Source organism: Nitrospirota bacterium, assembly GCA_040757335.1.
Classification (GTDB): Bacteria; Nitrospirota; Nitrospiria; order 2-01-FULL-66-17; family 2-01-FULL-66-17; genus JBFLXB01.
On the sequence record JBFLXB010000015.1, the window covers coordinates 1 to 24132 of the forward strand.

Below are 24132 nucleotides of genomic sequence, written 5' to 3' on the forward strand. Positions count from 1 at the left end.
GGTCGCGAGGCGCGATGGCGCCTCGCGGATCATCGCGGCCGGTGGATCGTCCTGTTCTTCTATCCCGCGGATTTCACGTTCGTGTGCCCCACCGAGGTGATGGGCTTCCACCGAGAGCGTGACGCGTTCCGCAAGCTGGGCGTGGAGATCCTCGGCGTCAGCGTGGACTCGGTAGAGAGCCACCGGGCCTGGGCGCTGGAACTGGGGGGAATCGACTACCCGTTGCTGTCGGATGTGGATCGCTCGGTCTCCACGGCGTGCGGCGTGCTGGATCGTCGAGCGGGCGTGCCGCGTCGCGTCACGTTCATCATCGACCCCGAGGGGGTGGTGGCCTACGTGGTAGCGAGCCACCATAACGTCGGACGCAGCGTGGAGGAGACGCTCAGGGTGGTGGCGGCCCTGCAAACGGGCCGACTGTGCCCCGCGGATTGGCATCCGGGGGATCCTACCTCTGATTTGGGTCCCAAGTACTGACGCGTGGCCGCTCTGGATGACAAGCGGCGCCGCATCGAACAGCGCGGCCGCGTCCGCGAATTCGTGTTCGGGATCCAGGATGGCCTGATCAGCAACCTGGGGCTGGTGTCGGGCATCCAAGGCGCGACCGCGGACCTCACCATTGTCCTGATCGGCGGCATCACCGCCGCGGTGTCCGGCGCCATCTCGATGGCCGCAGGGTCGTATCTTTCCTCCAAAGCGGAAAAGGAGATTTTCGACGCCGAGATTCGCGCCGAGACCGAGCGATTGACCGGGGAGCCCTACTTGGCGCAGGAGGCCGTGCTGGAGTCGCTTCAGGCCGAGGGTCTGCCCCGCGAGAACGCGTACCGGGTCGTGCGCCTCCTGCAACCGCGTCCGGAGATCATCCTGCACACCTACCACGAAAAGGTGTTGGGGCTTGGCCGCGCCGAGATCAACCGCCCAGTACTGGCTGCGTCGGTGATGGGGGCGTCGTTCACCGTCGGCTCGATCGTTCCCCTCGTGCCCTACGTGTTGGCGCCGGGGCATCTGGCGTTGCCCGTGTCGGTCGCGGTGTCCACCGCCACGCTCTTCGGCGTAGGAGTGTTCAAAGGTGTCTTGGCGAGGAGGTCGCCGTGGCTGTCGGGTCTTGAATTCTTCGCGATTGCGTTGGGTTCCGCCGCCCTCGGGTACGGCCTCGGCCTTGCGATCAGCGCGCTCAGCGGGTGACGTGCGCCTGAACCGACATGACCCTGGGCATCCGCCTGCTCCTTGAGCGGGCAGTGGAAACCCGTGTACAATGCGTGCGCTGAGATGATCGGACCGATCCCTTCGCGATGAAATTCCACCGCCGCAACGACCCCCTCCTTGAGGCCGTCCGAGAGATTCAAGAGTACTGCGAGATTCACCATCTGCCCGTGTTCTCCGGATACCTGACGCGCGAACACGAGACCGTCGCGGTGTGGAACGTCACGCGAAGCCGAGACTGGAAAGCGTTCTTAGACCTGGCGGCGTCTCGTGGAGTCGGTCTGGTCTACCTGGACTGGGTCATGTTTGACGAGCACCACGTCGACGAGGCGCTGATCCGCGGGGATGAGACTCACGAGACGGCGGAAACCGATCCGCAGGTGGACGAGTACAACCGGGAACTTGAGAGTTTCCGAACGCACGCGGGGTTGACCGGCGTCATCGAGATCGCATTCTCCCTGGCCGGGGTGTGGCACGTCTTCGAGTGGCAAGCCGAGTGGTTTACCGAGTTCGAACGCTGTGTGGACGCGTGGGACGAGGGCGCGTATCATCCGAGGCGGCTGCCGAGGGCTCGTCTCCACGACTTGGCCAATCAACTGGTCAACCACCCCAAGTACCAGGTCTGCCAGAGCAAGGCGCAACGACGATATCTCCTGGAGCAGTTGCTCGGCCGGGAGTTCGAGTCCGTTCGTGCATCGGACGTCACGGGAGTGCTGGACCGCGCAGAGGCGATCTTTGAGTTGGAGATCAAACCCTTGGAACGCAGCTATCTCAAGCAGCGCGCCCGTGAACTCAAGGCACAAGGCCTGTCGATCGACGCCATTGCCGGCAGCCTGGGGGTGTCGCGGGCCGCCGCCAAAGGCCTCCTCGCGGGGTAGGAGCCCGTCCGGGCAGGGCCATCTGCGGCGTTGCCGCTCTCTTCAAGGTGCCACGGCCGCCTCACCGTCTCGTCGGCGCTCGTGGCTCGGCGCCACTTCTTCGTGGCGCCACTCGCCTCACGTACGCACTTAGTACGCTGCGCTCCGGTGCTCGCGGCGCCTGGCATCTGGCCCTTCGCGAACGGGCTGATGCTACAAAGCCTTGTCGATTTCTACGTGCAGAGCGATTTCTCGCAGGATGTCGGCGACCTTCGCGCACGCGTCGTGCGGGCCCAGGTAACACGCGGCGCGACCGGTTTCGTGGGCTTGCAGGGTGATCGCGAACGCGTCTTCGGTCGAGACGCCGGTGGCTTTCTGAACCTGTCGGACCACGTCGTCGAACGCGTGGACGTCGTCGTTGTACAGAATCACGTGGAACGCGTCGCCCGAGGAGCCGCCGCTTGTCGACTCCTCGCGACGGCTCGGAACCTCCACGGCGCGCGACGCGGCGATCATCGGGACCCGAGCAGTCGGGTGAGTTCGGCTTCCAGGGTGCGCACCCACTCGACCAAGGGCACCTCCGCGTCGACCACGATCTGAAACTTCCCCGCGGGTGTCCGCGTGACGCGGCCCGGGCTCTCGGGACTCAACGGGATTTCGATCGCCTCCCGGTGGATGCCGAGGCGATCGGTGACCGCAAAGATTTGGTTGATCTCGTTCATCCGGACGACGTGGAGCGGCATGTCGCTTTCAGGCTGATGCAAGCAGCGCCCGCAGCGCGGCGGGGTCGGTCAGGGGCGCCGAGCAGGTGAACCGGCGGCAGACGTACGCGGTCGGTCGGCCGTCCCGCAGGGGCTTGCCTCTCGCAGCCTCGGGCACCATCGCACCGTCGGCACGCTCGGCCTCCGTGACGGTGAGCGTACGGTTGGGCAGATAGCTCCCGTGAACCGCCCGCAATAACGCGCGCGCGTCTGCGTGTCCGCGCGGCCCGATGATGACGACATCCACCGTCCCTTCGTGATACAAGTCCAGGGCGCACAGCAGATTGGCGTACCCGAACGGATTGTCTTCCATCGCGCGGCCGGAAAGCGTGAAGAGGCGTTCGGCGAAGTCGCGGTAGGCGGCCACGCCCAGGTACGCGGCCAGACGGAGCAGGGTGAACGAGGCCTGGGACGAACCCGATGGAATCGACTGGTCCGCGCCGGAGAGGGGCCGCGTCACGAGGACCTCGTGATCGTGGCTGGTCACGTGCAAGCCGCGACCGTCTTGGGCCCAAAACTGCGCCAGGACGGTATCCGTGAGTTCCCGAGCCCACTCCAGGTGTCGCAGGGTCCCCGTGGCCTCGTACACGTCGATCAGCGCATTGGCCAGGAAGGTATAGTCATCCAGGTATCCGTTGAGTTTGGCACGGCCATCCTTCCACGTGCGCAACAAGCGACCGTCCCGCCACAATTCGCGGGCGATAAACGCCACGGCGTCTTCCGCGGCCCCGACGTAACGCGGTTCGTCGAGCGCGGCCCCGGCCCGCGCGAGCGCGGAGATCGCCAGGCCGTTCCAGCTCGTGAGGATTTTCTCGTCCCGAAACGGTTTGACGCGCGTTTCGCGCGCCGCAAACAGCCGGCTCCGCGACGCCGCGAGTTTGGCGCGGACCTCCTCGATCGGACGGTTGAACTCCACGGCCAGGGCGTCCTCGCGCAACATCACCCGAAGGATCGTCCGGCCTTCGAAGTTACCGCGCTCGGTGACGCCGTACGCGCGGCAGAAAACCTTGGCGTCCTCGGGTCCCAACACTCGTTCGATCTCCTCGGGCGTCCACACGAAAAATTTCCCCTCGTGCCCCTCGCTGTCCGCGTCCTGGGTGCTGAAGAACCCGCCGCCGGGATGGCGCATCTCCCGCAAGAGGTAATCGGCGGTCTCGCGCGCGACCCGGGCGAAGTCGGCGTCGCCGCTGGCCTGGAAGAGATCGAGCGCCAGGGGAATCAACAAGGCGTTGTCGTAGAGCATCTTCTCGAAGTGCGGGACGAGCCATTGGCCGTCCACCGAGTAACGGTGAAACCCGCCGCCGAGCTGGTCGTAAATCCCGCCGGCCGCCATCATCTGAAGGGTGAAGGCGGCGCGGCGTCGAGCCTCCGTATCACCGCTGGCTCGGGCATGGCGAATGAACAGTTCCAGGGCCATGGTGCTGGGAAATTTCGGTCCGGTGCCGAAGCCGCCGTGCATGGGTTCGAACAGGCGGGTGAGCGACTCCGCCGCCGACGCGATGAGATCCCGGCCCGGAACCCCGTCGGCGGGTTCAGGCGTTTCGATTTTGTCGAGGATCGCCACCGCCTGCTCACCGGTGTGCGCCAGATCCTGGGCCTTGTCCCGGTAGGCGGTTGCGACCGCTTCGATCACGCGGGGAAAGCCGGGCATGCCGTGTCGGTCTTCGGGAGGGAAATACGTGCCGGCATGAAAGGGTTTCCCGTCCGGGGTCAGGAACATCGTGAGCGGCCAGCCGCCGCCTCGACGGTTGAAGACTTGGAACGCGGTCTGGTAGATCTGATCCAGGTCGGGCCGCTCTTCCCGATCGACTTTGATGTTCACGAAGTGCCGATTCATCAGCGCGGCGATGTCTTCGTCCTCAAACGATTCGTGTTCCATCACGTGGCACCAATGGCACGCGGAGTAGCCGATGGAGAGCAGCACGGGCTTGTGCTCGGCCCTCGCTTTCGCAAAGGCCTCCTCGCCCCACGGATACCAGTCGACGGGGTTGTGCGCGTGCTGGAGGAGGTACGGGCTCGTCTCGTGAACGAGGCGGTTGGAGTGCCGCGGGGGAGAGGTCATTTCCGTCACATCGGAGATCGCGCAGCGCGCCGAGCGACGGGTATCTTAATACGATCGCCTGGCGCGTGTAAACACCGCGCGGCCCGGCGGCCGCGCGCGTGGGCCATCCCGTCGTGATCCGATGAGCGGGTGGACCTTCTCCGGCCGTCGGTCTCTTCCGGCCTTTCCCGGCTGGCGAGTCGCGTTGGGGCCGGGCATCGTCTGGATGGCGCTGGCGCAGGGCAGCGGCGAGTTGATCTGGTGGCCGTACGTGGTGGCCAAATACGGGTTGACGTTCCTCGCGCTGCTCGTTCCCGCTTGCCTGCTGCAATACCCGGTCACCGTCGAAATCGGTCGGTACACCTTGCTCACGGGAGAAACGATTTTTCAGGGCTTCTTTCGGCTCAACCGCTGGTTGGGGATCGTTCTCTGGATTTTGATGACGCTCTCGTTCCTGTGGTTCGGGGCGTTCGCCTCGGCCGGCGGGACGGCTTTGGCGGCGCTCACGAATTTCCCTTCCGGGTGGACGGCACGAGGTCAGACGCTCTTCTGGGCCTATGCGTCGATTGCGGTGTTCGTCCTCGCCGTGCTGTTCAGCGGCGTGGTCTATGCGACGATCGAACGGTTCATGAAAGCCGTGGCCGTCGTGACCGTGGCGGGCCTGCTTTGGGCGTGTCTCCAACCCGAGGTCCTGTCGGTGGCGCCCGCGTTCCTGCAGGGGCTCGTGTCGCTCTCGACCCCCCTGCCGCGGCCGTGGGATCCGGCGGATGCCACCAAACTGCTCACCGCCGTCACGTTCGCGGGGTTGGGGGGCTTCTGGATCTTGTTCTATTCCTACTGGCTGCGCGACAAAGGCTGCGCCATGGCGGCGCACATCGGTCGGATCACGGGACCGCTGGCCGGCAAGCCGGAGGCGATTCCCGCCGAAGGCCACCTGCCGGAGGATTTGCCGGAGGCCGAGGCGAGGTGGGGGACGTGGCGGCGCTACCTGTCGGGCGACGCGCTGATCGGCATCGGAGGGAACCTCGCCACCACGCTGATGACGTGCCTGCTCGCGTATGCCTTGTTGTTCCCCCAGGGGCTGCTGCCGCAGGACTACGAACTGGCCGTGGTCCAGGCCCGGTTCTTCGAGGTGAGTTGGGGCGCGTTCGGCAGGATCCTCTTTTTGCTCGTCGCCGCCGCGTTCTTGACCGATACCTGGCTCGCCACCGCCGACGCGGTCAGCCGCATCCAGGCCGACATCGTGTACACGTTGTTTCCCCGAGCCCGCCGCCTGGAAGTGCGGCAGTGGTACTACGTGGTGCTGGGCGTACTCACGGTGATCACGTCGCTCACCATGTTGGTGGCGGCTCCCGGTCCCTTGATTCTCACCAGCGCCGTGATCGGATTCGTCGGCACCGTGATTTTCCCGGTGGCGTTGTGGCGACTGAACCGAAGATTGGCGCCGCAACTGCCCGCGTGGGCCGCGCCGAGTCGGGCGTCACAGGCGCTGCTGGGCCTGTCGTTTGCAGCCTACGTCGCGCTGGCGCTGGCGTACCTGGCCGCATTGGTCGGGTCGTGGTAGGGCCGATCGACTTTATTGAATGATGGTCAGCTTGGTCGCTGCGGCGGTCACGACCTTGACCTGCTCGATGACCGCGCTCGCGATCCTGCCGAAGGCCTCGGCTTGCGGGGAGTTCGGGTGTGCGTCCACCACCGGACGGCCTTCGTCGCCGCCGACGCGAATCGCCAAGTCGATCGGGACTTCCCCCAAAAACGGCACGCCCAGCGTTTTGGCCGCGGCTTGTCCGCCGCCGTGCGAAAAAATATCCGTGCGTTCCTTGCAGTGCGGGCAGAGAAACGAGCTCATGTTCTCGACGATCCCCAACACCGGGACGTGGACCTTCTGGAACATGGCAAGCCCCTTGCGGGAATCCAGCAGGGAGACCTCCTGCGGCGTGGTGACGATCACCGCGCCGGTCAAGGGGACGAGCTGCGAGAGCGAGAGCTGCGCATCGCCGGTGCCCGGGGGCAAGTCCACCACCAGGTAGTCCAACTCGCCCCAGTCCACGTCGCGCAAGAACTGCTGGATCGCGGAATTGATCATCGGCCCGCGCCAGACCACCGGGCTGTCTTCCGGGATGAAAAATCCGATCGACATCAGTTTGACGCCGTAGCGCACCGGCGGGCGGAGTTTCTGCCCCTCGCTGCCGTGCACGTCGGCCTGTTTGATCCCCATCATCAAGGGTACGTTGGGTCCGTACACGTCGCAGTCGAGCAGGCCCACCCGCAAGCCGCGTTGGGCCATGGCCACGGCCAGGTTGACGGCGACCGTGGTCTTCCCGACGCCGCCTTTGCCGCTGCTGACTGCGATCGTGTGCTTGACGTGAGGAATCAGGCTATCCTGATCCGGCATGCCGTGCTCCTGTGGAACAACCCCGAGCGCGTACACGCGGCTGCCGTGCACGCGGGATGGGAGTGGCATTATAAGAGGCCGTTCTCCGGGAAGTCAATTTTGGCGGGGCGGGGGTAGGTGTGACGGCTCGTCACTTACCAGGGGTCGAGGGCTCGACGACCACCACCCGGTTTTTGCCCTGTTTTTTAGCCTGGTACAACGCCTGGTCCGCCAGGTCGATGAACGCGGTGGTCGATCGAATGGCATTGCCGGGCAGCGAGGCTACGCCGATGCTCACCGTGATCGAGTTCGGCGGGCTTTGTTGCGGGAAGAAGGTGTGGTGCATCACCATTTCCCGGATGCGGTCCGCTACGTGGCCGGCTCCGCCCGGGTTGTTCTGCGCAAGGATGACGAGGAACTCGTCGCCGCCGTATCGGACCGCGAAGTCGTAGCCGCGCAGCGTGGTCTGCAGCAAGCGGCCCACGGTGCGCAGCACCTCGTCGCCTGCCAGGTGCCCGTAGGTGTCGTTGATGGCTTTGAAGTTATCCACGTCGATCATCAAGCAGGAGAGTTTCAGGTCGTGACGCTGAGACCGTCTCAGCTCCCGCGTCAGTGCCCCACCCAGGTAGTTCTGGTTGTAGAGGCCGGTCAAGGCATCGATAATGGCCTGCTGTTCGATCGACCGCATTTGCGCCCGCAGGCGCAGCATCACGCGTGTACGGGCGACCAGCTCAGCCGGGTGGTACGGTTTGGTCAAGAAGTCTTGCGCGCCGTGATCGAAGGTCAATAGTTTCTCTTCGATCTGGTTCTGCGACGTCACCATGATGACGGGAGTATGCTGGAATCGGTCGTCTTGTCGGATGGCGGCGAGGAGCTTCAGGCCATCCATACGCGGCATCACGAGGTCCGTGATGATGAGGTCGACCGGCGATCCGGCCACATGCTTGAGCGCCTCGACGCCGTCCGACGCCTCCAGGATCTCCAGGGAAGGGTCGGACTCCTTCAGAATCCGGACCAGGTCCGCTCGCAGCGCGGCGTTGTCGTCAACGACCAGTATTCGCTGAGCCAAGGGGATGCTCCGCAGCACTTCGCTAATTATAGCGAGAAGAAGTGGCGCGCCCAGAGGGATTTGAACCCCCGACCTACGGATTCGTAGTCCGGCGCTCTATCCAGCTGAGCTATGGGCGCGCAACAACTCTCGTGGTCAGCGCTACGTCGCTGGTACGCCCTCTTTGAGGGACAAGCCGTAGCGCGGGTGCGTGAACGGATGCACCGACGGATACATAGAAAACAACCAAGCGTCAAAGATCGGGTTGCCCGCTTCGACAACGGTCACTTTCACCGCCGGATTCTCGGGTCGGTCCGACACGGAGGTGAACACCGAATCCTGGATCGTGAAATCGGGCAAGAAATCCCCGACCTCGAGCGTCAATGACGTGTTCGGTACTGCAAAGCGACTGCGCAGCGGCACCGCATATTCGGTCGTTGCTCCCGTGGATTTGTCTTCCACCACGAGCCGGACCGCTCCCCACTTGCCCTTGACCGACTCCGGAACCACGGTGACCCCACCCCCCTGGATCTTGGGGATATCCGACGGCAGGCCTTGCTCCTCCGCGGGGGGAGCCGTAGAACCGGCCGGATTGCCCTGGGGGCAGCCAACGAGGCTGAGCGCGGCGAACAGAAGACCGACTAGGAAACGATTTGGCATGGTCAGAGCGATTTCAATGTCTGCAACATCTCAGCCCCGGAACCGCCCCGTTGTTTTTGCCGCCCGCTTCGCGGGGTGTGGCGGAGAGGGAGGGATTTGAACCCTCGGTAGAGGTTTAAGCCCCTACGACGGTTTAGCAAACCGTTGCCTTCAGCCACTCGGCCACCTCTCCTCAAAGCTCGCTGAGCCGAACCTGCACTGCGCCGGAGGCGCAGAACCCGGTGCCTCTCCACTCAGGTGGCGAAGCAACGTAGGCGCGAATTCCAGCGCCGAGGCTCGGAGAGCATCGGCCCTTAACCATCGATTTACGCTCGCTTGCGGGACGCTTTGGTTTTCCCTTCGCGAAAAGCCCCTGATTGTAGGAAAATCCCTGGCGATTTGCAATGGCTCGCAGCCTGTCCTTATAATCCGCGGCATGCGTCCGTATGTTCTTCTCCTCGCGGCGATGGTGGTGGTCGGCTGTACGCGGACCAAAAGTCCCGACCCCACGCCGGATCTGTTTTCCCTCAGCGGGACCTACCAGGTGGGCAACAACCCGACCTTCTTGGCGTCGGCCGACTTCAACGTGGATGGCGTTCCGGACCTGGTCACGGCGAACATCAACGGCCAGAACGTGTCGGTCCTGTTGGGCCAGGGCGACGGCACGTTCGCGGAGCGGGTGCGTTATCGGGTGGGCGAACTCCCTCGCACGTTGGTGGCCGTGGATTTGACCCAAGACGGGATACCGGACTTGGTGGTGGCGAACAACGGGAGCAACTCGCTCTCCATCCTTAAGAACCGAGGCGACGGCACGTTCGCGGACGCGGAGCACCGGCCGGTCGGCCGGTCGCCCCTGGCGCTGACGGCCGCGGACTTCAACGGCGACGGGCTCGCCGACCTGGCCGTGTGCCTGCGTTTCGACCACCTGGTCGTGCTGCTCGGCGACGGCTCGGGCGGGTTTCTGGATTGGGGGGCGTTCGACCCCGGGGACACCCCGGCCGCGGTCGTGGCAGCCGACTTCAACGGCGACGCCTTCATCGATCTGGCGGTCGCCAATAGCGGAAGCATGAAGGGAAACGTCGCGATCTTTCTCGGGGACGGCGCCGGGCACTTCAAACCCTCGGGGGAATACGGAAACCACATCCGACCCATCCACATGACGGCGGGAGACTTCAACGGCGACGGCTACATGGACCTCGTGGAAACCGACGGCCCGCGCAACCTGCTGACGCTGTTCCTCGGCAAGGGTGACGGGGCGTTCGACCAAGGCCACGGATTCGCCGCGGAGAGCGGTCCGGTGTTCGTCGCCACGGGCGACTTCAACCGGGACGGACGTCTCGACGTGGCAGTGACCAATACGGTCAGCCACAGCCTGTCGGTCGTGATCGGGAATGGGGACGGCAGCTTCCGGTTCCCGCCGTTCGACTATCAAACCGACCGCGGTCCATTCTCCGCGGTGGTGACCGACTTCAACGCGGACCGGGTGCTCGACGTGGCCATCGCGCATTTTCAAAGCGAGAACGTCACCGTGTGGTTGGGAAAACCACCAACCGGGCCCGGGAATCAGGAAGGGTCCGGGATTTCGCCGGGGTCCGCGTAGGAACGGTCCCCACGCTGCTGGCCTGTCTCGCGCCGCTCAGCTACTCCACACCCTTTTTGCCGCCCTTCACTTTGACGACGAACCCACAGGCTGGAGTACGCCGCGGTCAAGGATCTCTCGAGGTTCTGGGACACCGCGGGGATCGCTACGTCGGATTCCTGTCGGTTGCCCTCAACTACCTGCTCTGCACCAAGGGCGCGAAGCACAATGGGCGTCTCGCTCGCTCAGGTGGCGAAGCAAGACGCGCCTTTGTTGCGAGGATCGGAGGGGGTAGGATTGCTGCGCCACACGCGAGGTTAGGCACAATTACATGGCGCGCCCTTGGCGCGCAGCGTGTTCGAACCCAGCGCGGGTTCTCAGCCTACCCCCAAGTCATGTGGCTGTGATGAAGGTCAAGTTCGTCTTGCAGCCTCGGCGCGGGAAGACGCGCCTCCGTTGCACACCGCAAGCGAGGATCGGAGGGGGTAGGATTCGAACCCACGTCCCTTTCGGGATACGGTTTTCAAGACCGTCGCCTTCGACCACTCGGCCACCCCTCCCAACCTCGCTTGCGTGGCGGAACGTAGGCGCGGTTTCCCGCGCCGAGGCTCCGAGATGCTTCTGACCTTTTGCCTTCTCCCATCCTCGCTTGCGTAGCGCAACGTAGGGCCGGTTCCCAGGCCCGAGGCTGCGAGATGCTTTTGACCTTCGCCCTCTGCGATCCTCGCTTGCGTAGCGCAACGTAGGGCCGGTTCCCAGGCCCGAGGCTGCGAGATGCTTTTGACCTTCGCCCTCTGCGATCCTCGCTTGCGTAGCGCAACGTAGGGCGGTTGCTTGCGTAGCGGATAGCCCTAAATCCCCCCATCCCCCCTTTGTCAAAGGGGGGCAAGGGGGGATTCGCCGTTGATCTACCTCTTAGTACGTCCGTTCCTTCGGCGGATATTTTGTAATCGCCACGGGCAAGTATTCAAGCCTCGGGCCGCCCGACGTGTAGTAGGCCATCGTATGCTTCAGCCACTTCGCGTCGTCTCGATTCGGAAAATCGCGACGCGCGTGGGCGCCGCGCGACTCTTCGCGGGCGATCGCCCCGGTTACGATCGTCTCCGCCAGATCGACCAGCGAGCCCAACTCCAAGGCCGAGACCAGTTCGGTGTTGAATACGCGACTCTTGTCCTGAATCATCACCGCCGCCGCGCGAGCTCGTATGTGGGTCAACGCGGCGGACGCGCGTTGAAGCCGTTCGCGCGTGCGAAACACGCCGACGTCGTCACCCATGGTTGCGCCCAACGCGTCGCGAACCGCGGCCACGCGTTCGCCCGAGCGCCGGTTACGGATCGCCTCGATGCGTTCGCGATCGCGGGCCAGCGCTTCGCGCCCCACGCCGTCGGGTTTTGCCGTGCCCCGGATCTGTTTGACGGCGTCCTGCGCGCTGCGGCGGCCGAAGACGATGGTGTCCAGCAGCGAGTTGCCGCCCAGGCGGTTGCCGCCGTGCACGCTGACGCAGGCGCATTCGCCGGCGGCGTACAGACCCGGGATCGAGGTCCGGCCCCACGAGTCGGTCTTGATTCCGCCCATGCTGTAGTGCGCGCCCGGGCGGATCGGGATCGGGGCTTCGATCGGGTCCACTCCCACGTAGGTGATCGCCAGTTCGCGGATCTGCGGAAGGCGCTCCAGGATCTTCTGCCGACCCAAGTGGCGGAGGTCCAGCAGCACGCAGTCGTTCACCCCGCGTCCGGCCTCGATCTCCTCTTGTTCCGCGCGCGACACCACGTCGCGGCTCGCCAGCTCCAGCTTGTTGGGCGCGTACCGAGCCATGAAGCGCTCGCCGTTCGCGTTGAGCAGGTGCCCGCCTTCCCCCCGGGCGCCTTCGGTAATCAGGATGCCCGTGCGCTTGAGCGTGGTGGGGTGAAACTGCACCATCTCCATGTCCATGAGGGGCGCGCCCGCGCGGTAAGCCATGCTCATCCCGTCGCCGGTATTGATCAGCGCGTTGGTGCTCAAGGCGAAGACGCGGCCGTACCCCCCGGTGGCCAGAATCACGGCGTTGGCGGCGATGACCTCCAGCTCCCCGGTGAGGACGTTCATCGCCACACACCCCCGGCACGCGCCGCCCTCGATCACCAAAGACGTGACGTACCACTCCTCGTACGTCCGCGCCGCGCGTTTGACGAGCTGTTCGTACATCACGTGAAGCAAGGCATGGCCGGTACGGTCCGCCGCGTAGCAGGTGCGGGCGTAGCTCGCGGCGCCGAACGGACGCTGGGCGATCCTGCCGTCCGGGGTCCGGCTGAAAATCGCGCCCCTGCGCTCCAGGTCAAAAATGTCCTGAGGCCCTTCCTGACACATCACCTCGATGGCGTCCTGATCGCCGAGGTAATCGCTGCCCTTGACCGTATCGAACGCGTGCGACTCCCACGAATCTTGGGGATTGATCGCGGCGTTGATCCCGCCCTGGGCGGCGACCGAGTGGCTGCGCAGCGGGTGCACCTTGGAAATCAGCGCGACGTCCACGTCGGGCGGCGCTTCGATGGCGGCGCGCATGCCCGCGAGACCCCCGCCGATGATCAGAATGTCGTGGGAGAACAAGTCGCGCACCCCCTCCCTTACCCTCCCCCCTTGAGGGGGAGGGATGGGTGGGGGGTCCACCTCACCACCGGCTTCCTCGCCGCCAGCACTTCGTCCAAACGCGACCTCGGCGTGGTGTGCGGCGCGCCCAGCACCAACTCCGGTTGCTCCTCGCATTCGCGGGCGATGGCCAGCATGGCGTCGCAGAACGCGTCGAGCGTTTGGCGCGACTCGCTCTCCGGCGGCTCGACCATGATCGCGTCTTCGACCACCAGCGGGAAGTTGATGGTGGGGGGATAAAACCCGTAGTCGATCAGCCGTTTCGCGATATCCCAGGCGTGCACGCCCTTGGCGCGCTGACGTTTGGCGGAGAAAACGCACTCGTGCATGCACGCTCGGTCGTACGCCACGTGGTACGCGCCCGCCAGTTTCGCGCGGATGTAGTTGGCGTTGACGATCGCGTGACGACTGATGTCCGAAAGGCCCTCCGCGCCCAGCCGACGCACGTATGTATACGCGCGTACCAAGATGCCGAAATTACCGTAAAAGGAATGCAGTCGGCCGATCGACTGCGGGTGATTCGCCTCCAGATAGTAGCGGTCGCCCTCGCGTTCCACGGTCGGCGTCGGCAGGTACGGGATGAGCGGGGCTTTGACGCCGATGGGGCCCGCGCCGGGCCCGCCGCCGCCGTGCGGCGTCGAAAACGTCTTGTGCAAATTGAAATGCACCACGTCAAAGCCCATGTCTCCGGGCCGGACCAGGCCCAACAAGGCGTTCAGGTTCGCGCCGTCCATGTACAACAACGCTCCCGCGTCGTGCACGATCTTGGCGATCTTCACGATTTCCTTCTCGAACAGCCCCAGCGTGTTGGGGTTGGTGAGCATCAACGCGGCGCACTGCTCGTCGATCAGCTTCGACAAGTCGCCGACGTCCACCAATCCCTCGCTGTTGGAGTGCACGGTCTGGACCTCGTACCCCGCGAGCGCGGCGGAGGCGGGGTTGGTGCCGTGCGCAGAGTCGGGAATCAGGACCCGGCGTCTAGGCACGCCTCGCGCGGCGTGATACGCGCGGATCATCAGGATGCCGGCGAACTCGCCCTGCGCGCCGGCCGCGGGTTGCAGCGAGACGCGGTCCACGCCCGCGATTTCCTTCAATTCCTGTTCGAGCTCCCACATGAGGCGCAACGCGCCCTGGGAAAGCGTGTCGCCCTGCAGGGGGTGCGCCATGGCTGCGCCGGGATGTCGAGCCATCTCTTCGTTGATTTTGGGGTTGTACTTCATGGTGCAGGACCCCAAGGGGTAGAAGCCCACGTCCACACCGTAGTTGTCGCGCGACAAACGGGTATAGTGCCGGACCACGTCCACCTCGCTCAGCTCAGGCAGGAGGGGATCTGTTGTCCGGCGCATCCCCGACGGGATGGCGTCGGAGGTCGGCGCGGACACGTCGAGGTCGGGCAGACGGTAGCCGCGGCGGCCCGGCGTGCTTTTTTCAAAGAGCAACGGTTCAGGCATCAGAGTCCTCTGAAAGATTTTGTTCAAGGGTTCAAAAGTTCAAGGGTTCAAGGATTCTATCGCGATGTGTTGAATATCTTGAACCCTTGAACGCCTTATCGTTTCCCGAGCACCTCCACCAGACGGTCAATCTCCGCGCGCGTTCGTTTTTCAGTCACGCACAGGAGCCAATGGTTCGTCCACGCGGGGTCGAGCGTTCCTAAGTCGAGTCCGCCGATGATCCCGGCCTTCAGCAGGGCCGCGTTCAGGTCCGCGGGCGGGCGCGGCGTAAGCACGACGAACTCCTTGAAGAACGGCGCGGCATACGGGCGCGAAAAGCCGGGCAGCGCCGCGAGCCGGTCGGCGGCATAGTGGGCCTTGGCCAGGCACTGCTCGCCCACCTCGCGCAGGCCGCGAGGACCGAGCGTGGCCAGATAGATCGACGCGGTCAGCGCCATGAGCGCCTGATTGGTGCAGATGTTCGAGGTCGCGCGTTCGCGCCGGATGTGCTGCTCGCGCGCCTGCAGCGTGAGGCAGTACCCGGGGCGGCCTTTGGTGTCCACCGTGGCGCCCACGATGCGGCCCGGCAGTTGGCGCATGAAGTCTTTCTTGGTCGCCATAAAGCCCACGAACGGTCCGCCGAAAGACATCGGATTCCCGAGGGCCTGGCCTTCGCCCACCGCGATATCCGCGCCCCAGGCGCCGGGCGGGACCAGCAGCCCGAGCGAAAGGGGATCGACCGACGCCGCCACCAGCGCGCCGTGTGCGTGGGCGATTCGCGCCACGGCCTCGACCTCCTCCAGATTGCCCAGAAAGTTGGGGTGTTGGATGAGGACCGCGGCGGTCTCTTTCGTGACGGCTCGTTCGAGGGCCTTCAAGTCGGTTCGCCCGTCCGCGAGTCCGACGTCATGAATCGGATGCGCGATGCCTTGGAGGTACGTCGCCACCACGGCACGATAATGGGGATGGATCGCCCCCGCCGCCACCAGCTTCGCGCGCTTGGTCACCCGGCAGGCCATGAGTGCGGCTTCGGCCAGAGCCGACGCGCCGTCGTACATCGAGGCGTTGGCCACGTCCATGCCGGTGAGCTCGCAGATCATGGTCTGAAACTCGAAGATCGTCTGCAGCAGGCCCTGACTCATCTCCGCCTGGTAGGGCGTATAGGCGGTGGAAAATTCCGATCGCGAGGCCAGAAACGGCACGATAGTAGGGATCGCGTGGTCGTACGCGCCGGCGCCCAAAAAACAAGCGTGGCGATCCGCGTGGGTGTTGCCGTCGAGCAGGCCGCCGATCTCGCGGCGCACCTCCAGTTCGGTGAGCGCGGGCGGGACCGCCAACGGCCGCGTCAATCGCGCGCTCGCCGGAATTTCCTTGAGCAGGTCGTCAAACCGCTCGACGCCGATCGCAACGAGCATGGCGCGGTGGTCGTCGGCGGTATTCGGCATGTACTCCATTACTGGTCCTTTCGTCCCCCCACTTATCCCCCCACCCTTCCCTCCCCCGCAAGGGGGGAGGGTGATGGAGGAGAAGACCGTCTCGTGTAGAAGGGCGGCTTCACGATCACGGCCTGTTTGCGTTTTCCGCGAATGTCGATTTCGATCGGGGTTCCAACCGCGGCGCGGGCTGCTTCGATATACCCCATTCCGATGCCCTTGTCGAGGGTCGGCGAGAGATTCCCGCTGGTGACCGTCCCCACGGCGTGGCCGCCGGCCATGATGGGATGGCCCTGCCGCGGCACGCCTTTGTCGATGAGCTCGAATCCCACGAGCCGACGATCAACGCCTCGCTCGCGTTGCGCCGTGAGCGGCGCCTTCCCCACAAAATCCGCCCCGCCGAAGTCCACGACCCAGTCCAACGCCGCCTCCAGCGGAGTGGTCGTCTCGTCGATCTCGTGGCCGTAGAGGGCGTAGCCCATCTCCAGGCGCAACGTGTCACGCGCGCCGAGTCCTACCGGAACCAAGCCCAGATCCTTGCCTCGGGCCAACGCCTGCTCCCACAGCGCCGCGATCGCCGTCTGGTCCGCCATCACTTCCACGCCCCACTCGCCGGTATACCCGGTGCGCGCGATCAACAGCGGCCGGTCCTGCCATGTGCTCTGGACGAACGTGTGGAGCCGAAACGGCGCGGGCAACGGAACCGCGAGGCGCGCCAGCACGTCCCGCGTGCGAGGTCCTTGCAGCGCGATCAGCCCGGTGTCCAGCGTCCGATCGATGACCGAGACTCCGGCCGGCCGATGACGTTCGAGCCACGCCGAGATTTTGAGGCGGTTCGCGCCGTTGACGATCAGCAGCCAGTCTTCGGCGGCTTTACGGTACACAAAGATGTCGTCGAGGATGGTGCCTCGTTCGTTGCATACCAGAGCGTAGCGAGCCGAGCCCGGCGTCAGGTCCGCCAGATTCCTGGTGACCAGCGAGCGCAGGTACGCACCGGCGCCGGGTCCGCGCACCTCGATGCGCCCCATGTGGCCGATGTCAAAGGCGCCGGCGGCGCGGCGAACCGCGAGATGTTCGCCCACGGTGCCGGCGTACGCAATGGGCATGTCCCAGCCCGCGAAGTCCACCAGCTTGGCCCCAAGCGCCCGGTGGTGGTCGTGCAGCGCGGTAGCGAGCAATCCGCCCGTCGATGTCTTCACGTCGTCGCCTCCCCCAAGTAAGCGGCGCGCACCTTGGGATCTTCCAGGAGCGCGGCGGACGGCCCCTGCAGCGCGATCCGCCCGGTTTCCATCACGTACGCGCGTCCGGCAAGAGCCAAGGCCGCTTTGGCATTCTGTTCCACCAGCAACATCGTGGTGCCCGCGCGGTGGATGGCGCGAATCATCTCAAAAATTCGCTCGACCATCAATGGGGCCAGTCCCAGCGACGGTTCATCGAGCAGCAACAGGGTCGGGCGCGCCATCAACGCGCGGCCGATCGCGAGCATCTGTTGTTCCCCGCCGCTGAGCGTGCCGCCGAGCTGCCGGCGCCGTTCGCGCAGCAGCGGGAAGTAGCCGAAGACCTGGTCGAGCGAGGCCGCGATCTCGCCGCGGTCGCGCCGCGTGAGGGCTCCGGCGTGCAGGTTCTCCAAGACCGTAAACCGGCGGAAGATCCGTCGTCCTTCCGGTACGTGCGCGATTCCGCGGCTCACAACGTCTGAGGCGGCGAGTCCGCTGATGGTCTGCCCCTGAAAGCGGATAGATCCTCCGGACACGGGCGTCGCGCCCGAGATCGTCATCAACGTGGTGCTCTTGCCGGCTCCGTTGGCGCCGATCAGCGCCACGATTTCGCCGGCGCGGATTTCCAGGTCGATGCCCTTGACGGCCTCGATGGGGCCGTAAGACACGCGGAGCCCGTCAGTGACCAGCATGGGACGACGAGCCCGCGCCTAGATACGCCTCGATCACGGCGGGATCGCGTTGCACCGCGCCGGGGGAACCCTCGGCGATCTTGACGCCGTAGTCAAATACCACCACCCGGTCGGACACGCCCATCACCACCTTCATGTCGTGTTCGATCAACAGCACGGTCACGCCATTGTCGCGAATCCGGCGGATGAGCGCCATCAGCGCCAGAGTCTCGGTGGGGTTCATGCCTGCGGCGGGTTCGTCGAGCAGCAGGAGTGACGGTCGACTCGCGAGCGCCCGCGCAATCTCCAAGCGTCGTTGCATGCCGTACGCCAGCTCTCCCGCGATGGCGTCCCCTGCGTCGGGAATCCCCACGAACTCCAGCCAACGGTCGGCGGTCTGTTCCGACGCTCGCGCCTCGTCGCGGGCGTAGGCCGCTCCCATGATGGCATCGAAGAGGCCCGACCGCTCGCGGCAATAACCGCCCACCAGCACGTTCTCGCGGCCGGAGAGTGTGGGGAAGAGTCGCACGTTCTGGAACGTGCGGGCGATCCCTCGCGCGGCAACGGCGTGAGGCGACAGTCCGGTCAGCGGCGCGCCGTCGAAGATGATGGTTCCCGCGTCGGGACGCACGAGTCCGGTCAAACAATTGAAAAAGGTGGTCTTGCCCGCGCCGTTGGGGCCGATCAGCGCCGTGATTGCGCCGCGGTCGATGGCAAAGCTGACGGCGTCAAGAGCCTTCAGGCCGCCGAATGCCTTGGTCACGCCCGAGGCGTCCAGCAGGGCGGTGTCCTTCATCAGGCGCCTCTGGCTCGCCCCATGGGCGCGCGACGGCCAAGCCCCTCGGGTCGCCACGCCATCATCGCCACTAGCGCGGCGCCGAACGCGAGCATGCGGAAGTCGTCCACGCCGCGGAGCAGCTCGGGCAACACCACGATGATGACCGCGCCGGCGGCCACTCCCATGACGCTCGACATGCCGCCCAGCACGACCATCGCGAGGATCACGACGGACTCGAAAAACGTGAAACTCTCGGGCGAGACGAACGCGTAACGAGCGGCAAAACACACGCCCGCGACGCCGGCCCAGCTCGCGCCCAATGCAAACGCCAGCACCTTGAGGCGCGTGGTGGGGACGCCCACCGCTTCCGCGGCCAACTCGTCGTCCCGGATGGCCATCAAGGCCCGGCCGATCCGCGACGCGCGCAGGCGTGTGTTCACCACGATGGCGAGCAACGCGACCGCCAGCGTGACGTAGTAGAACTGCGGAGGGCTGGTGAGCGTGATCGGGCCGATCTGCGGTCGGCCGACGTTGAGAATGCCGTTGGGCCCGTTGGTCACCGAGTCCCAGTTGACCAGGACGAGATGCACGATTTGAATGAATCCCAACGTCACGATGGCGAGGTAGTCTCCGCGTAAGCGCAGCGTGATCATGCCCAGCAGCAGACCACACGCCGCGGACGCCAGCGCTCCCAGCGGAAGCCCGACCCAGAACGAGACGCCGAGGCGCGTGGACGCGATGGCGTAGCTGTAGGCGCCGAGGGCGTAGAACGAGGCGTACCCAAGATCGAGCAGGCCTGCGAGCCCGACCGTGGTTTGCAGGCCCAGCGCGAGGACGACGTACAGCCACGCGAGCGTGAGCACGTCGAGCACGTAGTTGTTCAGCGTGAGCGGGGCGGCGAGCAACGCCAAAATCACGACGGCTTGCACCCCGCGGTTGGAGATGCGGGCGCTGGGTGGGACCAGGGCGGCGAGTGATTTGGCGGAGGCGGTCAGTCCGCGGATCGCCCTGGGATGGCGACGGCCAAAGGTCCACCCGCCGAGCGCGAGGGCGATGATCACCGCCGTCGCGAGAGCCGGACGCCATCCGCCCAACGGCAGGAGCAGCGCGCCGACCACTGCAACGGTCCACCACGCCGACCACCGGACTGCTCCTGCCCTGATCATTGACAAGGCGTCACTCCCGTCCAATCGTGCGGCGCTGGGCGACAAGACGGCTGCGGATGCAAGGCGGAGCGAAGTCTCGCGCGCGCAGCGTACTGGTTCGTACGTGAGCACGAGAGACGACGCGACAACGCAGCAGACGCTGCCGTATCGGCGCCCAGATCATACTTTCTCGGGGATGCGTTCACCCATCAATCCCGTCGGACGAACGAGCAGAACCAGGATCAGGATCACGAACGCGATCACGTCTTTGTATTCGTTCGAGATATATCCCGCGCCAAGGCCCTCGGCGATCCCGAGCACCACGCCTCCCACCATCGCGCCCGGGATGTTGCCGATCCCGCCCAACACCGCGGCGGTAAACGCCTTGATCCCGGCCACGTATCCGATGAAGAAGTTGACCACCCCGTAGTACATCGCGACCATCACGCCCGCCACCGCCGCCAATGCCGAGCCGATCACAAAGGTGGCGGTGATCACGCGGTCGATCGGAACACCCACCAGGCTCGCCATCTTGGGGTCCTGCGCCGTGGCCCGCATGGCCAGCCCGAGCCGCGTGCGGCGAATGACCACCTGCAGGCCGGCCATGAGGCCGGCCGAGATGCCCATGATCGCGAGCTGCAGGCTGGTGATCGTCGCGTTGCCGACGGAATACGTGGTCGGCGGATCGCCGAACGCGGGGAAGACTTTGTCGCTGGACCCTTGCGTGAGCATGACCACGTTCTGAAGCAGGATCGAGACTCCGATCGCGGAGATCAGCGGGGTGAGGCGGTGGGTGCGGCGGAGCGGCCGATACGCCGCGCGCTCCACGGTGGCCCCGACCGCGCTGCAGTAGACGGCCGCCAGGGCGACCGCCGCGATCACTGACCACAGCGGCGCGCTCTGGGTCCAGCCCCAGGCGGTGAACACGGCCAACGACAGAATACCGATATACGCCCCCAGCATATAGATCTCCCCGTGGGCGAAGTTGATCAGCTCCAAAATCCCGTACACCATGGTGTACCCGAGGGCGACGAGTGCATAGACGCCGCCGAGGGTCACGCCGTTGACGAGTTGCTGGACGAACATGGATCGATATCAGACGAAACGAGTGTGCGCCGGTTGGCCGGTCGGCCGGTAAGCCGGTCGGATCAGGAAAGGCATGCGGTCAGGATGTAACGGGCGCACCGGCGAACTGGCGAACCGGTTAACCACCCTCGACCGGCGTCCAGTGTTGCTCGAACACCCCGTTCTCGACAATCCACACGATATAGGGGGCGTTGAGCACGTCGCCTTTGGTATCGAAACGGATCTCGCCTTGGGCCCCCTGGTGAGTCCGGCCCCGAATCGTTTCAGCCACCTTCGCGCCGTCGGTCGTGCCGGCAGCGGCAATCGCGCTCAACAGGACGTTGGCGGCGTCGTACGCGTAGATCGAATAGGGGCCGTGAGGGCCGAAGCGTTGGCTGTACGCGGCGAGGAAGGCTTGCGCTTGCGGAAGGTGTGACGCGTCCGGACCGAACGTGAGAAACGTGCCCTCGGCCGCCGGCCCAGCGATCTCCAGAAATTTTTGGTCGTAGGTTCCGTCGCCTACGATGAAGGGAGCGGGCAGGTTGAGTTCGCGCGCTTGTCGGACCAGGAGCCCGGCCTCGGGATAGATGCCTCCAAAGTAAATGACGTCCGGTTTGGCGCTTTTGACCGTGGTCAACACGGCGCGAAAATCCTTGTCCCCTTGCGTCACCCCGCTGGAGAACACGACTCGTGGTCCCTCGCCGAGGGCCTTGGCGAATTGTTCGGCCAGTCCCTGGCCGTAGGTAGTCTTGTCGTGCAGCACGGCCACGGCGCCCGTGGGGTAGCGGGCGCGCACGAACTGCGCGGCGACCGGGCCCTGCTGGTCGTCGCGGCCGCAGACGCGAAAGATCGTGGGGAATCCCTGCTCCGTGAGCTGCGGGTTGGTGGACGCGGGCGTGATCATCACGACCTTGGCCTGGTTGTACACGCCGGAGGCCGGAATCGACGCGCTGGAATTCCAGTGGCCGATCACGCCGACCACGCCGGAGTTCACGAACTTGTTGGCGACCGCGACCGCTTGTTTGGGATCGTGCTGATCGTCTTCAACCTGAAGGACGATTTTCTTGCCAAGCACGCCGCCCCTGGCGTTCCACTCGTCGACGGCCAATTCCACGCCGTGCCGCAGATCCGTGCCCATCTTGCTCTGATCGCCGGTCATGGGTCCGGCGGCGCCGATCTTGATCTCGTTGGAGGCCTTCGGGGTGCAGGACGCGGCCAGGAGCCCGAGAAGGAGTGCGAGGATGGTCAATGGTCGGGAAATGGTCACCGCTCTGATGCGTCCTCTGTGGAACAAGAACCCGGACCGGCTGAAATCGGCCTAGCTTACAAACCCCACCAGGGGTTGTCAACGGCGACGACTAAAAGTACGCGTTGACGCTGATCAGCGCCTCCCGCCAGTCGGGTCTCGCCTTCCATCCCGCCCGCACGTCCCAGTCTTTCGACAACGTGTAACGCAATTCGAGGTTGCTCACGAGGTCCGACGAACGGTCTCCAAGAAGGAACGCCCTGTAGCTGGCAAAGGCGTGCGCTCGCGCCTTGGCGGTGAGGTCGAAAAGCAGGCCGCCGGTGGCGCCGGGGCCGGCGCGATACCGTTCGTCAAAGATGGCGCCATACTGCGCGGCGAGTTCGCCCAACAGATACCAGACTTCTCGGCGCCACCATCTACTCTGCGCCGCACCTCCGATTCCGAAATCGAGACTGGGCGCGCTGCGATCACGGAACGCAAGGTCCTCCACCGGGAAGAACCCGGTACTAATCTGCCACGATGGCTTGGCGACCAGGCGGTTGTATGGGGTCAGCGAGATGATCCGGATCACGTCGAGGCGGTTGAGGTTCACCCCGGAAGCCCGGTTGTAGCGCAACACGGTGTTCATGAACTCGAGGTGGGTGTTTCGGGCGTAACCGCTTTCGTCGCCCAGGAGATCGTGCAGCGCCGGCCGGAGCGCGAGTTGCCCGAACCACTGCCCGGACGATCGGCCGCCGCCTAACCCAACGCGCGCCGTGCCATGCCCTGTTTCGGGCGGCGGTGGGGCGGGTGGAGACGATTCGTCTGAGGCGATGCGCAGCGCGGCACGCTCCAGCAGGATGTCACGCTGCAGCGCCTTGGTGCGGTCGGCGTCGTCCCCCTTCTCGCTGGGAAGTCGGTACGCCAGATGTCCGGACGCCACATCGAGAATCAATGCGCGGCGCTCATCAGGCAATGCCATGAAGTCAGGGGCGTGCAACACCGCAGGGTTGCGCAGGACGGCGAACAGCCAGGGCTCCTCGTCATGGCGCAGCCGCGATCGACGGTAAGAAACTTCAGTCTCGCGGGCGGGCCGATACGAGATGCGATCCACCAGGCCCGGCGAGTTGAGCAGCGCGCGGATTGTATCCGAGGGAATCGTCCACCAGGTGAACTGCTCGGTCAGGTGGAGGGAAGGGTCCGCCGCATCGAGGAGCGACAAGAGATGATACGAGCAATTCTCGTCGAAAAAGTAGTAATCAAAGTAGGTGGTGCCCATTTCCCACGCGTGTGCAAGGAGCCGCGCGATCTGCCCCTCTGTGAAGGTCAGGCGATATTCCCAGATATCCCTGCTTTCAATGTCGGTGTACTCGCGGGTCTTGACGTAATACGGCGTAATCGAAAACCGGCCTGGTAAGCCGCCACTCACACCCAGGATGATGGATCGCAGTGACGTGGGGGTGTTGGTGTCGGCGGCGAAGTTGATGGTGTAATCCAGCAGGCGACTGGTGTCGGGCCGGCCCTTGCGATCAATCCGGAGCAAGGTGTGGCCGAACATCGACGACGGGTTGTTCAAGTACGCCGAGGGGAAGACAAACGTGACCGACTCCGGGTCGAGCGCGGCGACCCATTGCCGGAACCGAATGCACTCCTGCTCGGAGAGTCGGGTCGGATCGAATCCGAGGCTCGCCTTCAACCACTGGTACCGGGCGACGAAGCGGCACTGGGGGTGTTGAATGTCCGGGCTCTCCAGCGTTTCCGAGAAGAACGCCGCCAGCGTGGCTTCCAATTCCGCCTCCGAATTGTACTTTCCGTCGTGAGCCAGAAAGAATCCCGGGCCGTCGGCTTCACTCTTCAGTCCCCCCAGTCGTGGCTTCCGGTAATGCATCAACACCTGCCACTCCCGGCTCTGGGCGAGCCCCTTCGCGCGCGCGTCAGCGATGAGCTCACTCAGATACGTCGAGTCGGGACGCGAGGGCTGCCCGAAGCTTCGGTCGACGAGGCCGATCACCGATCCGGTTATCAGCCCGGCGAACACGCAATA

General features: G+C 65.1%; 21 protein-coding genes and 3 tRNA genes. 5 read left to right on the top strand and 19 right to left on the bottom strand.

The genetic code is table 11. The features are described 5' to 3' along the window. The 3 genes from AB1451_09320 to AB1451_09330 form a co-directional block, all read left to right on the top strand. The coding region (locus tag AB1451_09320; GenBank protein ID MEW6683106.1) for a peroxiredoxin at positions 1–474 on the top strand (474 nt) is incomplete at its 5' end. 3 nt (positions 475–477) lie between these two features. Further along, positions 478–1182, top strand: coding sequence for a VIT1/CCC1 transporter family protein (locus tag AB1451_09325; protein ID MEW6683107.1), 705 nt, complete (start codon positions 478–480; stop codon positions 1180–1182). Positions 1183–1289: 107 nt separating this feature from the next. After that, positions 1290–2078, top strand: coding sequence for a hypothetical protein (locus AB1451_09330; GenBank protein MEW6683108.1), 789 nt, complete (start codon positions 1290–1292; stop codon positions 2076–2078). 192 nt (positions 2079–2270) lie between these two features. Here the strand turns inward: AB1451_09330 and AB1451_09335 are convergent, their stop codons facing one another. From AB1451_09335 to AB1451_09345, 3 genes are read right to left on the bottom strand one after another with little or no spacing between them, the layout of a single operon-like run. Continuing rightward, positions 2271–2573 (bottom strand): ATP-dependent Clp protease adaptor ClpS, encoded by a 303-nt coding sequence (locus AB1451_09335; GenBank protein MEW6683109.1) that lies wholly within the window; start codon positions 2571–2573, stop codon positions 2271–2273. After that, on the bottom strand, positions 2570–2800 hold the full coding sequence (locus AB1451_09340; protein ID MEW6683110.1) for a hypothetical protein: 231 nt from the start codon (positions 2798–2800) through the stop codon (positions 2570–2572). The genes AB1451_09335 and AB1451_09340 overlap by 4 nt, the downstream gene beginning before the upstream one ends. 7 nt (positions 2801–2807) lie before the next feature. Further along, positions 2808–4880 (bottom strand): thioredoxin domain-containing protein, encoded by a 2073-nt coding sequence (locus AB1451_09345; GenBank protein ID MEW6683111.1) that lies wholly within the window; start codon positions 4878–4880, stop codon positions 2808–2810. 121 nt (positions 4881–5001) lie between these two features. On the opposite strand from AB1451_09345, the gene AB1451_09350 reads away from it, so the two are divergent. Beyond that, complete coding sequence (locus tag AB1451_09350; GenBank protein MEW6683112.1) at positions 5002–6423, top strand: Nramp family divalent metal transporter; 1422 nt, start codon at positions 5002–5004, stop codon at positions 6421–6423. Positions 6424–6435: 12 nt separating this feature from the next. Here AB1451_09350 and AB1451_09355 read toward each other — a convergent pair whose 3' ends face one another. From AB1451_09355 to AB1451_09375, 5 genes are all read right to left on the bottom strand, one after another. Beyond that, positions 6436–7254, bottom strand: a complete 819-nt coding sequence (locus tag AB1451_09355) for an Mrp/NBP35 family ATP-binding protein (GenBank protein ID MEW6683113.1) — start codon at positions 7252–7254, stop codon at positions 6436–6438. A 130-nt stretch (positions 7255–7384) separates the two neighbouring features. Next, positions 7385–8302, bottom strand: coding sequence for a diguanylate cyclase (locus tag AB1451_09360; GenBank protein ID MEW6683114.1), 918 nt, complete (start codon positions 8300–8302; stop codon positions 7385–7387). A gap of 42 nt (positions 8303–8344) precedes the next feature. Further along, positions 8345–8421 (bottom strand) — tRNA-Arg (locus tag AB1451_09365). A gap of 22 nt (positions 8422–8443) precedes the next feature. Then, positions 8444–8941: a DUF2155 domain-containing protein gene (locus AB1451_09370; protein ID MEW6683115.1), complete on the bottom strand. Its 498-nt coding sequence runs from the start codon at positions 8939–8941 to the stop codon at positions 8444–8446. Positions 8942–9019: 78 nt separating this feature from the next. After that, positions 9020–9113: transfer RNA gene (locus tag AB1451_09375), tRNA-Ser, on the bottom strand. Between the two features lie 243 nt (positions 9114–9356). On the opposite strand from AB1451_09375, the gene AB1451_09380 reads away from it, so the two are divergent. Further along, positions 9357–10520: a VCBS repeat-containing protein gene (locus AB1451_09380; protein ID MEW6683116.1), complete on the top strand. Its 1164-nt coding sequence runs from the start codon at positions 9357–9359 to the stop codon at positions 10518–10520. Between the two features lie 456 nt (positions 10521–10976). Here AB1451_09380 and AB1451_09385 read toward each other — a convergent pair. From AB1451_09385 to AB1451_09435, 11 genes are all read right to left on the bottom strand, one after another. Next, a tRNA-Ser gene (locus AB1451_09385) sits at positions 10977–11059 on the bottom strand. A 355-nt stretch (positions 11060–11414) separates the two neighbouring features. Continuing rightward, a complete protein-coding gene (locus AB1451_09390; GenBank protein ID MEW6683117.1) occupies positions 11415–13085 on the bottom strand; it encodes an FAD-dependent oxidoreductase in 1671 nt (556 codons plus the stop codon). A 17-nt stretch (positions 13086–13102) separates the two neighbouring features. Beyond that, on the bottom strand, positions 13103–14575 hold the full coding sequence (gene gcvPB / locus AB1451_09395; protein ID MEW6683118.1) for an aminomethyl-transferring glycine dehydrogenase subunit GcvPB: 1473 nt from the start codon (positions 14573–14575) through the stop codon (positions 13103–13105). 95 nt (positions 14576–14670) lie between these two features. Continuing rightward, positions 14671–16008: an aminomethyl-transferring glycine dehydrogenase subunit GcvPA gene (gene gcvPA / locus AB1451_09400; protein MEW6683119.1), complete on the bottom strand. Its 1338-nt coding sequence runs from the start codon at positions 16006–16008 to the stop codon at positions 14671–14673. Positions 16009–16031: 23 nt separating this feature from the next. Beyond that, on the bottom strand, positions 16032–17186 hold the full coding sequence (gene gcvT / locus AB1451_09405; protein ID MEW6683120.1) for a glycine cleavage system aminomethyltransferase GcvT: 1155 nt from the start codon (positions 17184–17186) through the stop codon (positions 16032–16034). Continuing rightward, entirely contained in the window at positions 17183–17896 is a 714-nt protein-coding gene (locus AB1451_09410; GenBank protein ID MEW6683121.1) for an ABC transporter ATP-binding protein, read from the bottom strand. Before AB1451_09410 ends, gcvT begins: the two co-directional genes overlap by 4 nt. Next, positions 17883–18671 (bottom strand): ABC transporter ATP-binding protein, encoded by a 789-nt coding sequence (locus tag AB1451_09415; protein MEW6683122.1) that lies wholly within the window; start codon positions 18669–18671, stop codon positions 17883–17885. Before AB1451_09415 ends, AB1451_09410 begins: the two co-directional genes overlap by 14 nt. Continuing rightward, positions 18671–19819: a branched-chain amino acid ABC transporter permease gene (locus tag AB1451_09420; protein ID MEW6683123.1), complete on the bottom strand. Its 1149-nt coding sequence runs from the start codon at positions 19817–19819 to the stop codon at positions 18671–18673. The genes AB1451_09415 and AB1451_09420 overlap by 1 nt, the downstream gene beginning before the upstream one ends. A 159-nt stretch (positions 19820–19978) precedes the next feature. Then, positions 19979–20884 carry a branched-chain amino acid ABC transporter permease gene (locus AB1451_09425; protein ID MEW6683124.1) on the bottom strand — a complete coding sequence of 302 codons (906 nt, stop codon included), beginning with the start codon at positions 20882–20884 and terminating at the stop codon, positions 19979–19981. 118 nt (positions 20885–21002) lie between these two features. Next, positions 21003–22130: a branched-chain amino acid ABC transporter substrate-binding protein gene (locus AB1451_09430; GenBank protein MEW6683125.1), complete on the bottom strand. Its 1128-nt coding sequence runs from the start codon at positions 22128–22130 to the stop codon at positions 21003–21005. A 91-nt stretch (positions 22131–22221) separates the two neighbouring features. Then, positions 22222–24126 carry a DUF4105 domain-containing protein gene (locus tag AB1451_09435; GenBank protein ID MEW6683126.1) on the bottom strand — a complete coding sequence of 635 codons (1905 nt, stop codon included), beginning with the start codon at positions 24124–24126 and terminating at the stop codon, positions 22222–22224. Between the last annotated feature and the right edge of the window lie 6 nt (positions 24127–24132).

What these genes read in the sequence shown, in the direction of transcription:
- AB1451_09380 (MEW6683116.1), top strand. Translation starts at nt 9,357, where the DNA reads ATGCGTCCGTATGTTCTTCTCCTCGCGGCGATGGTGGTGGTCGGCTGT.
- gcvPA (MEW6683119.1), bottom strand. Translation starts at nt 16,008, where the DNA reads ATGGAGTACATGCCGAATACCGCCGACGACCACCGCGCCATGCTCGTT.
- AB1451_09335 (MEW6683109.1), bottom strand. Translation starts at nt 2,573, where the DNA reads ATGATCGCCGCGTCGCGCGCCGTGGAGGTTCCGAGCCGTCGCGAGGAG.
- AB1451_09350 (MEW6683112.1), top strand. Translation starts at nt 5,002, where the DNA reads ATGAGCGGGTGGACCTTCTCCGGCCGTCGGTCTCTTCCGGCCTTTCCC.
- AB1451_09415 (MEW6683122.1), bottom strand. Translation starts at nt 18,671, where the DNA reads ATGAAGGACACCGCCCTGCTGGACGCCTCGGGCGTGACCAAGGCATTC.
- AB1451_09370 (MEW6683115.1), bottom strand. Translation starts at nt 8,941, where the DNA reads ATGCCAAATCGTTTCCTAGTCGGTCTTCTGTTCGCCGCGCTCAGCCTC.
- AB1451_09345 (MEW6683111.1), bottom strand. Translation starts at nt 4,880, where the DNA reads ATGACCTCTCCCCCGCGGCACTCCAACCGCCTCGTTCACGAGACGAGC.
- AB1451_09355 (MEW6683113.1), bottom strand. Translation starts at nt 7,254, where the DNA reads ATGCCGGATCAGGATAGCCTGATTCCTCACGTCAAGCACACGATCGCA.
- AB1451_09425 (MEW6683124.1), bottom strand. Translation starts at nt 20,884, where the DNA reads ATGTTCGTCCAGCAACTCGTCAACGGCGTGACCCTCGGCGGCGTCTAT.
- AB1451_09420 (MEW6683123.1), bottom strand. Translation starts at nt 19,819, where the DNA reads ATGATCAGGGCAGGAGCAGTCCGGTGGTCGGCGTGGTGGACCGTTGCA.
- AB1451_09340 (MEW6683110.1), bottom strand. Translation starts at nt 2,800, where the DNA reads ATGCCGCTCCACGTCGTCCGGATGAACGAGATCAACCAAATCTTTGCG.
- AB1451_09330 (MEW6683108.1), top strand. Translation starts at nt 1,290, where the DNA reads ATGAAATTCCACCGCCGCAACGACCCCCTCCTTGAGGCCGTCCGAGAG.
- gcvPB (MEW6683118.1), bottom strand. Translation starts at nt 14,575, where the DNA reads ATGCCTGAACCGTTGCTCTTTGAAAAAAGCACGCCGGGCCGCCGCGGC.
- AB1451_09410 (MEW6683121.1), bottom strand. Translation starts at nt 17,896, where the DNA reads ATGCTGGTCACTGACGGGCTCCGCGTGTCTTACGGCCCCATCGAGGCC.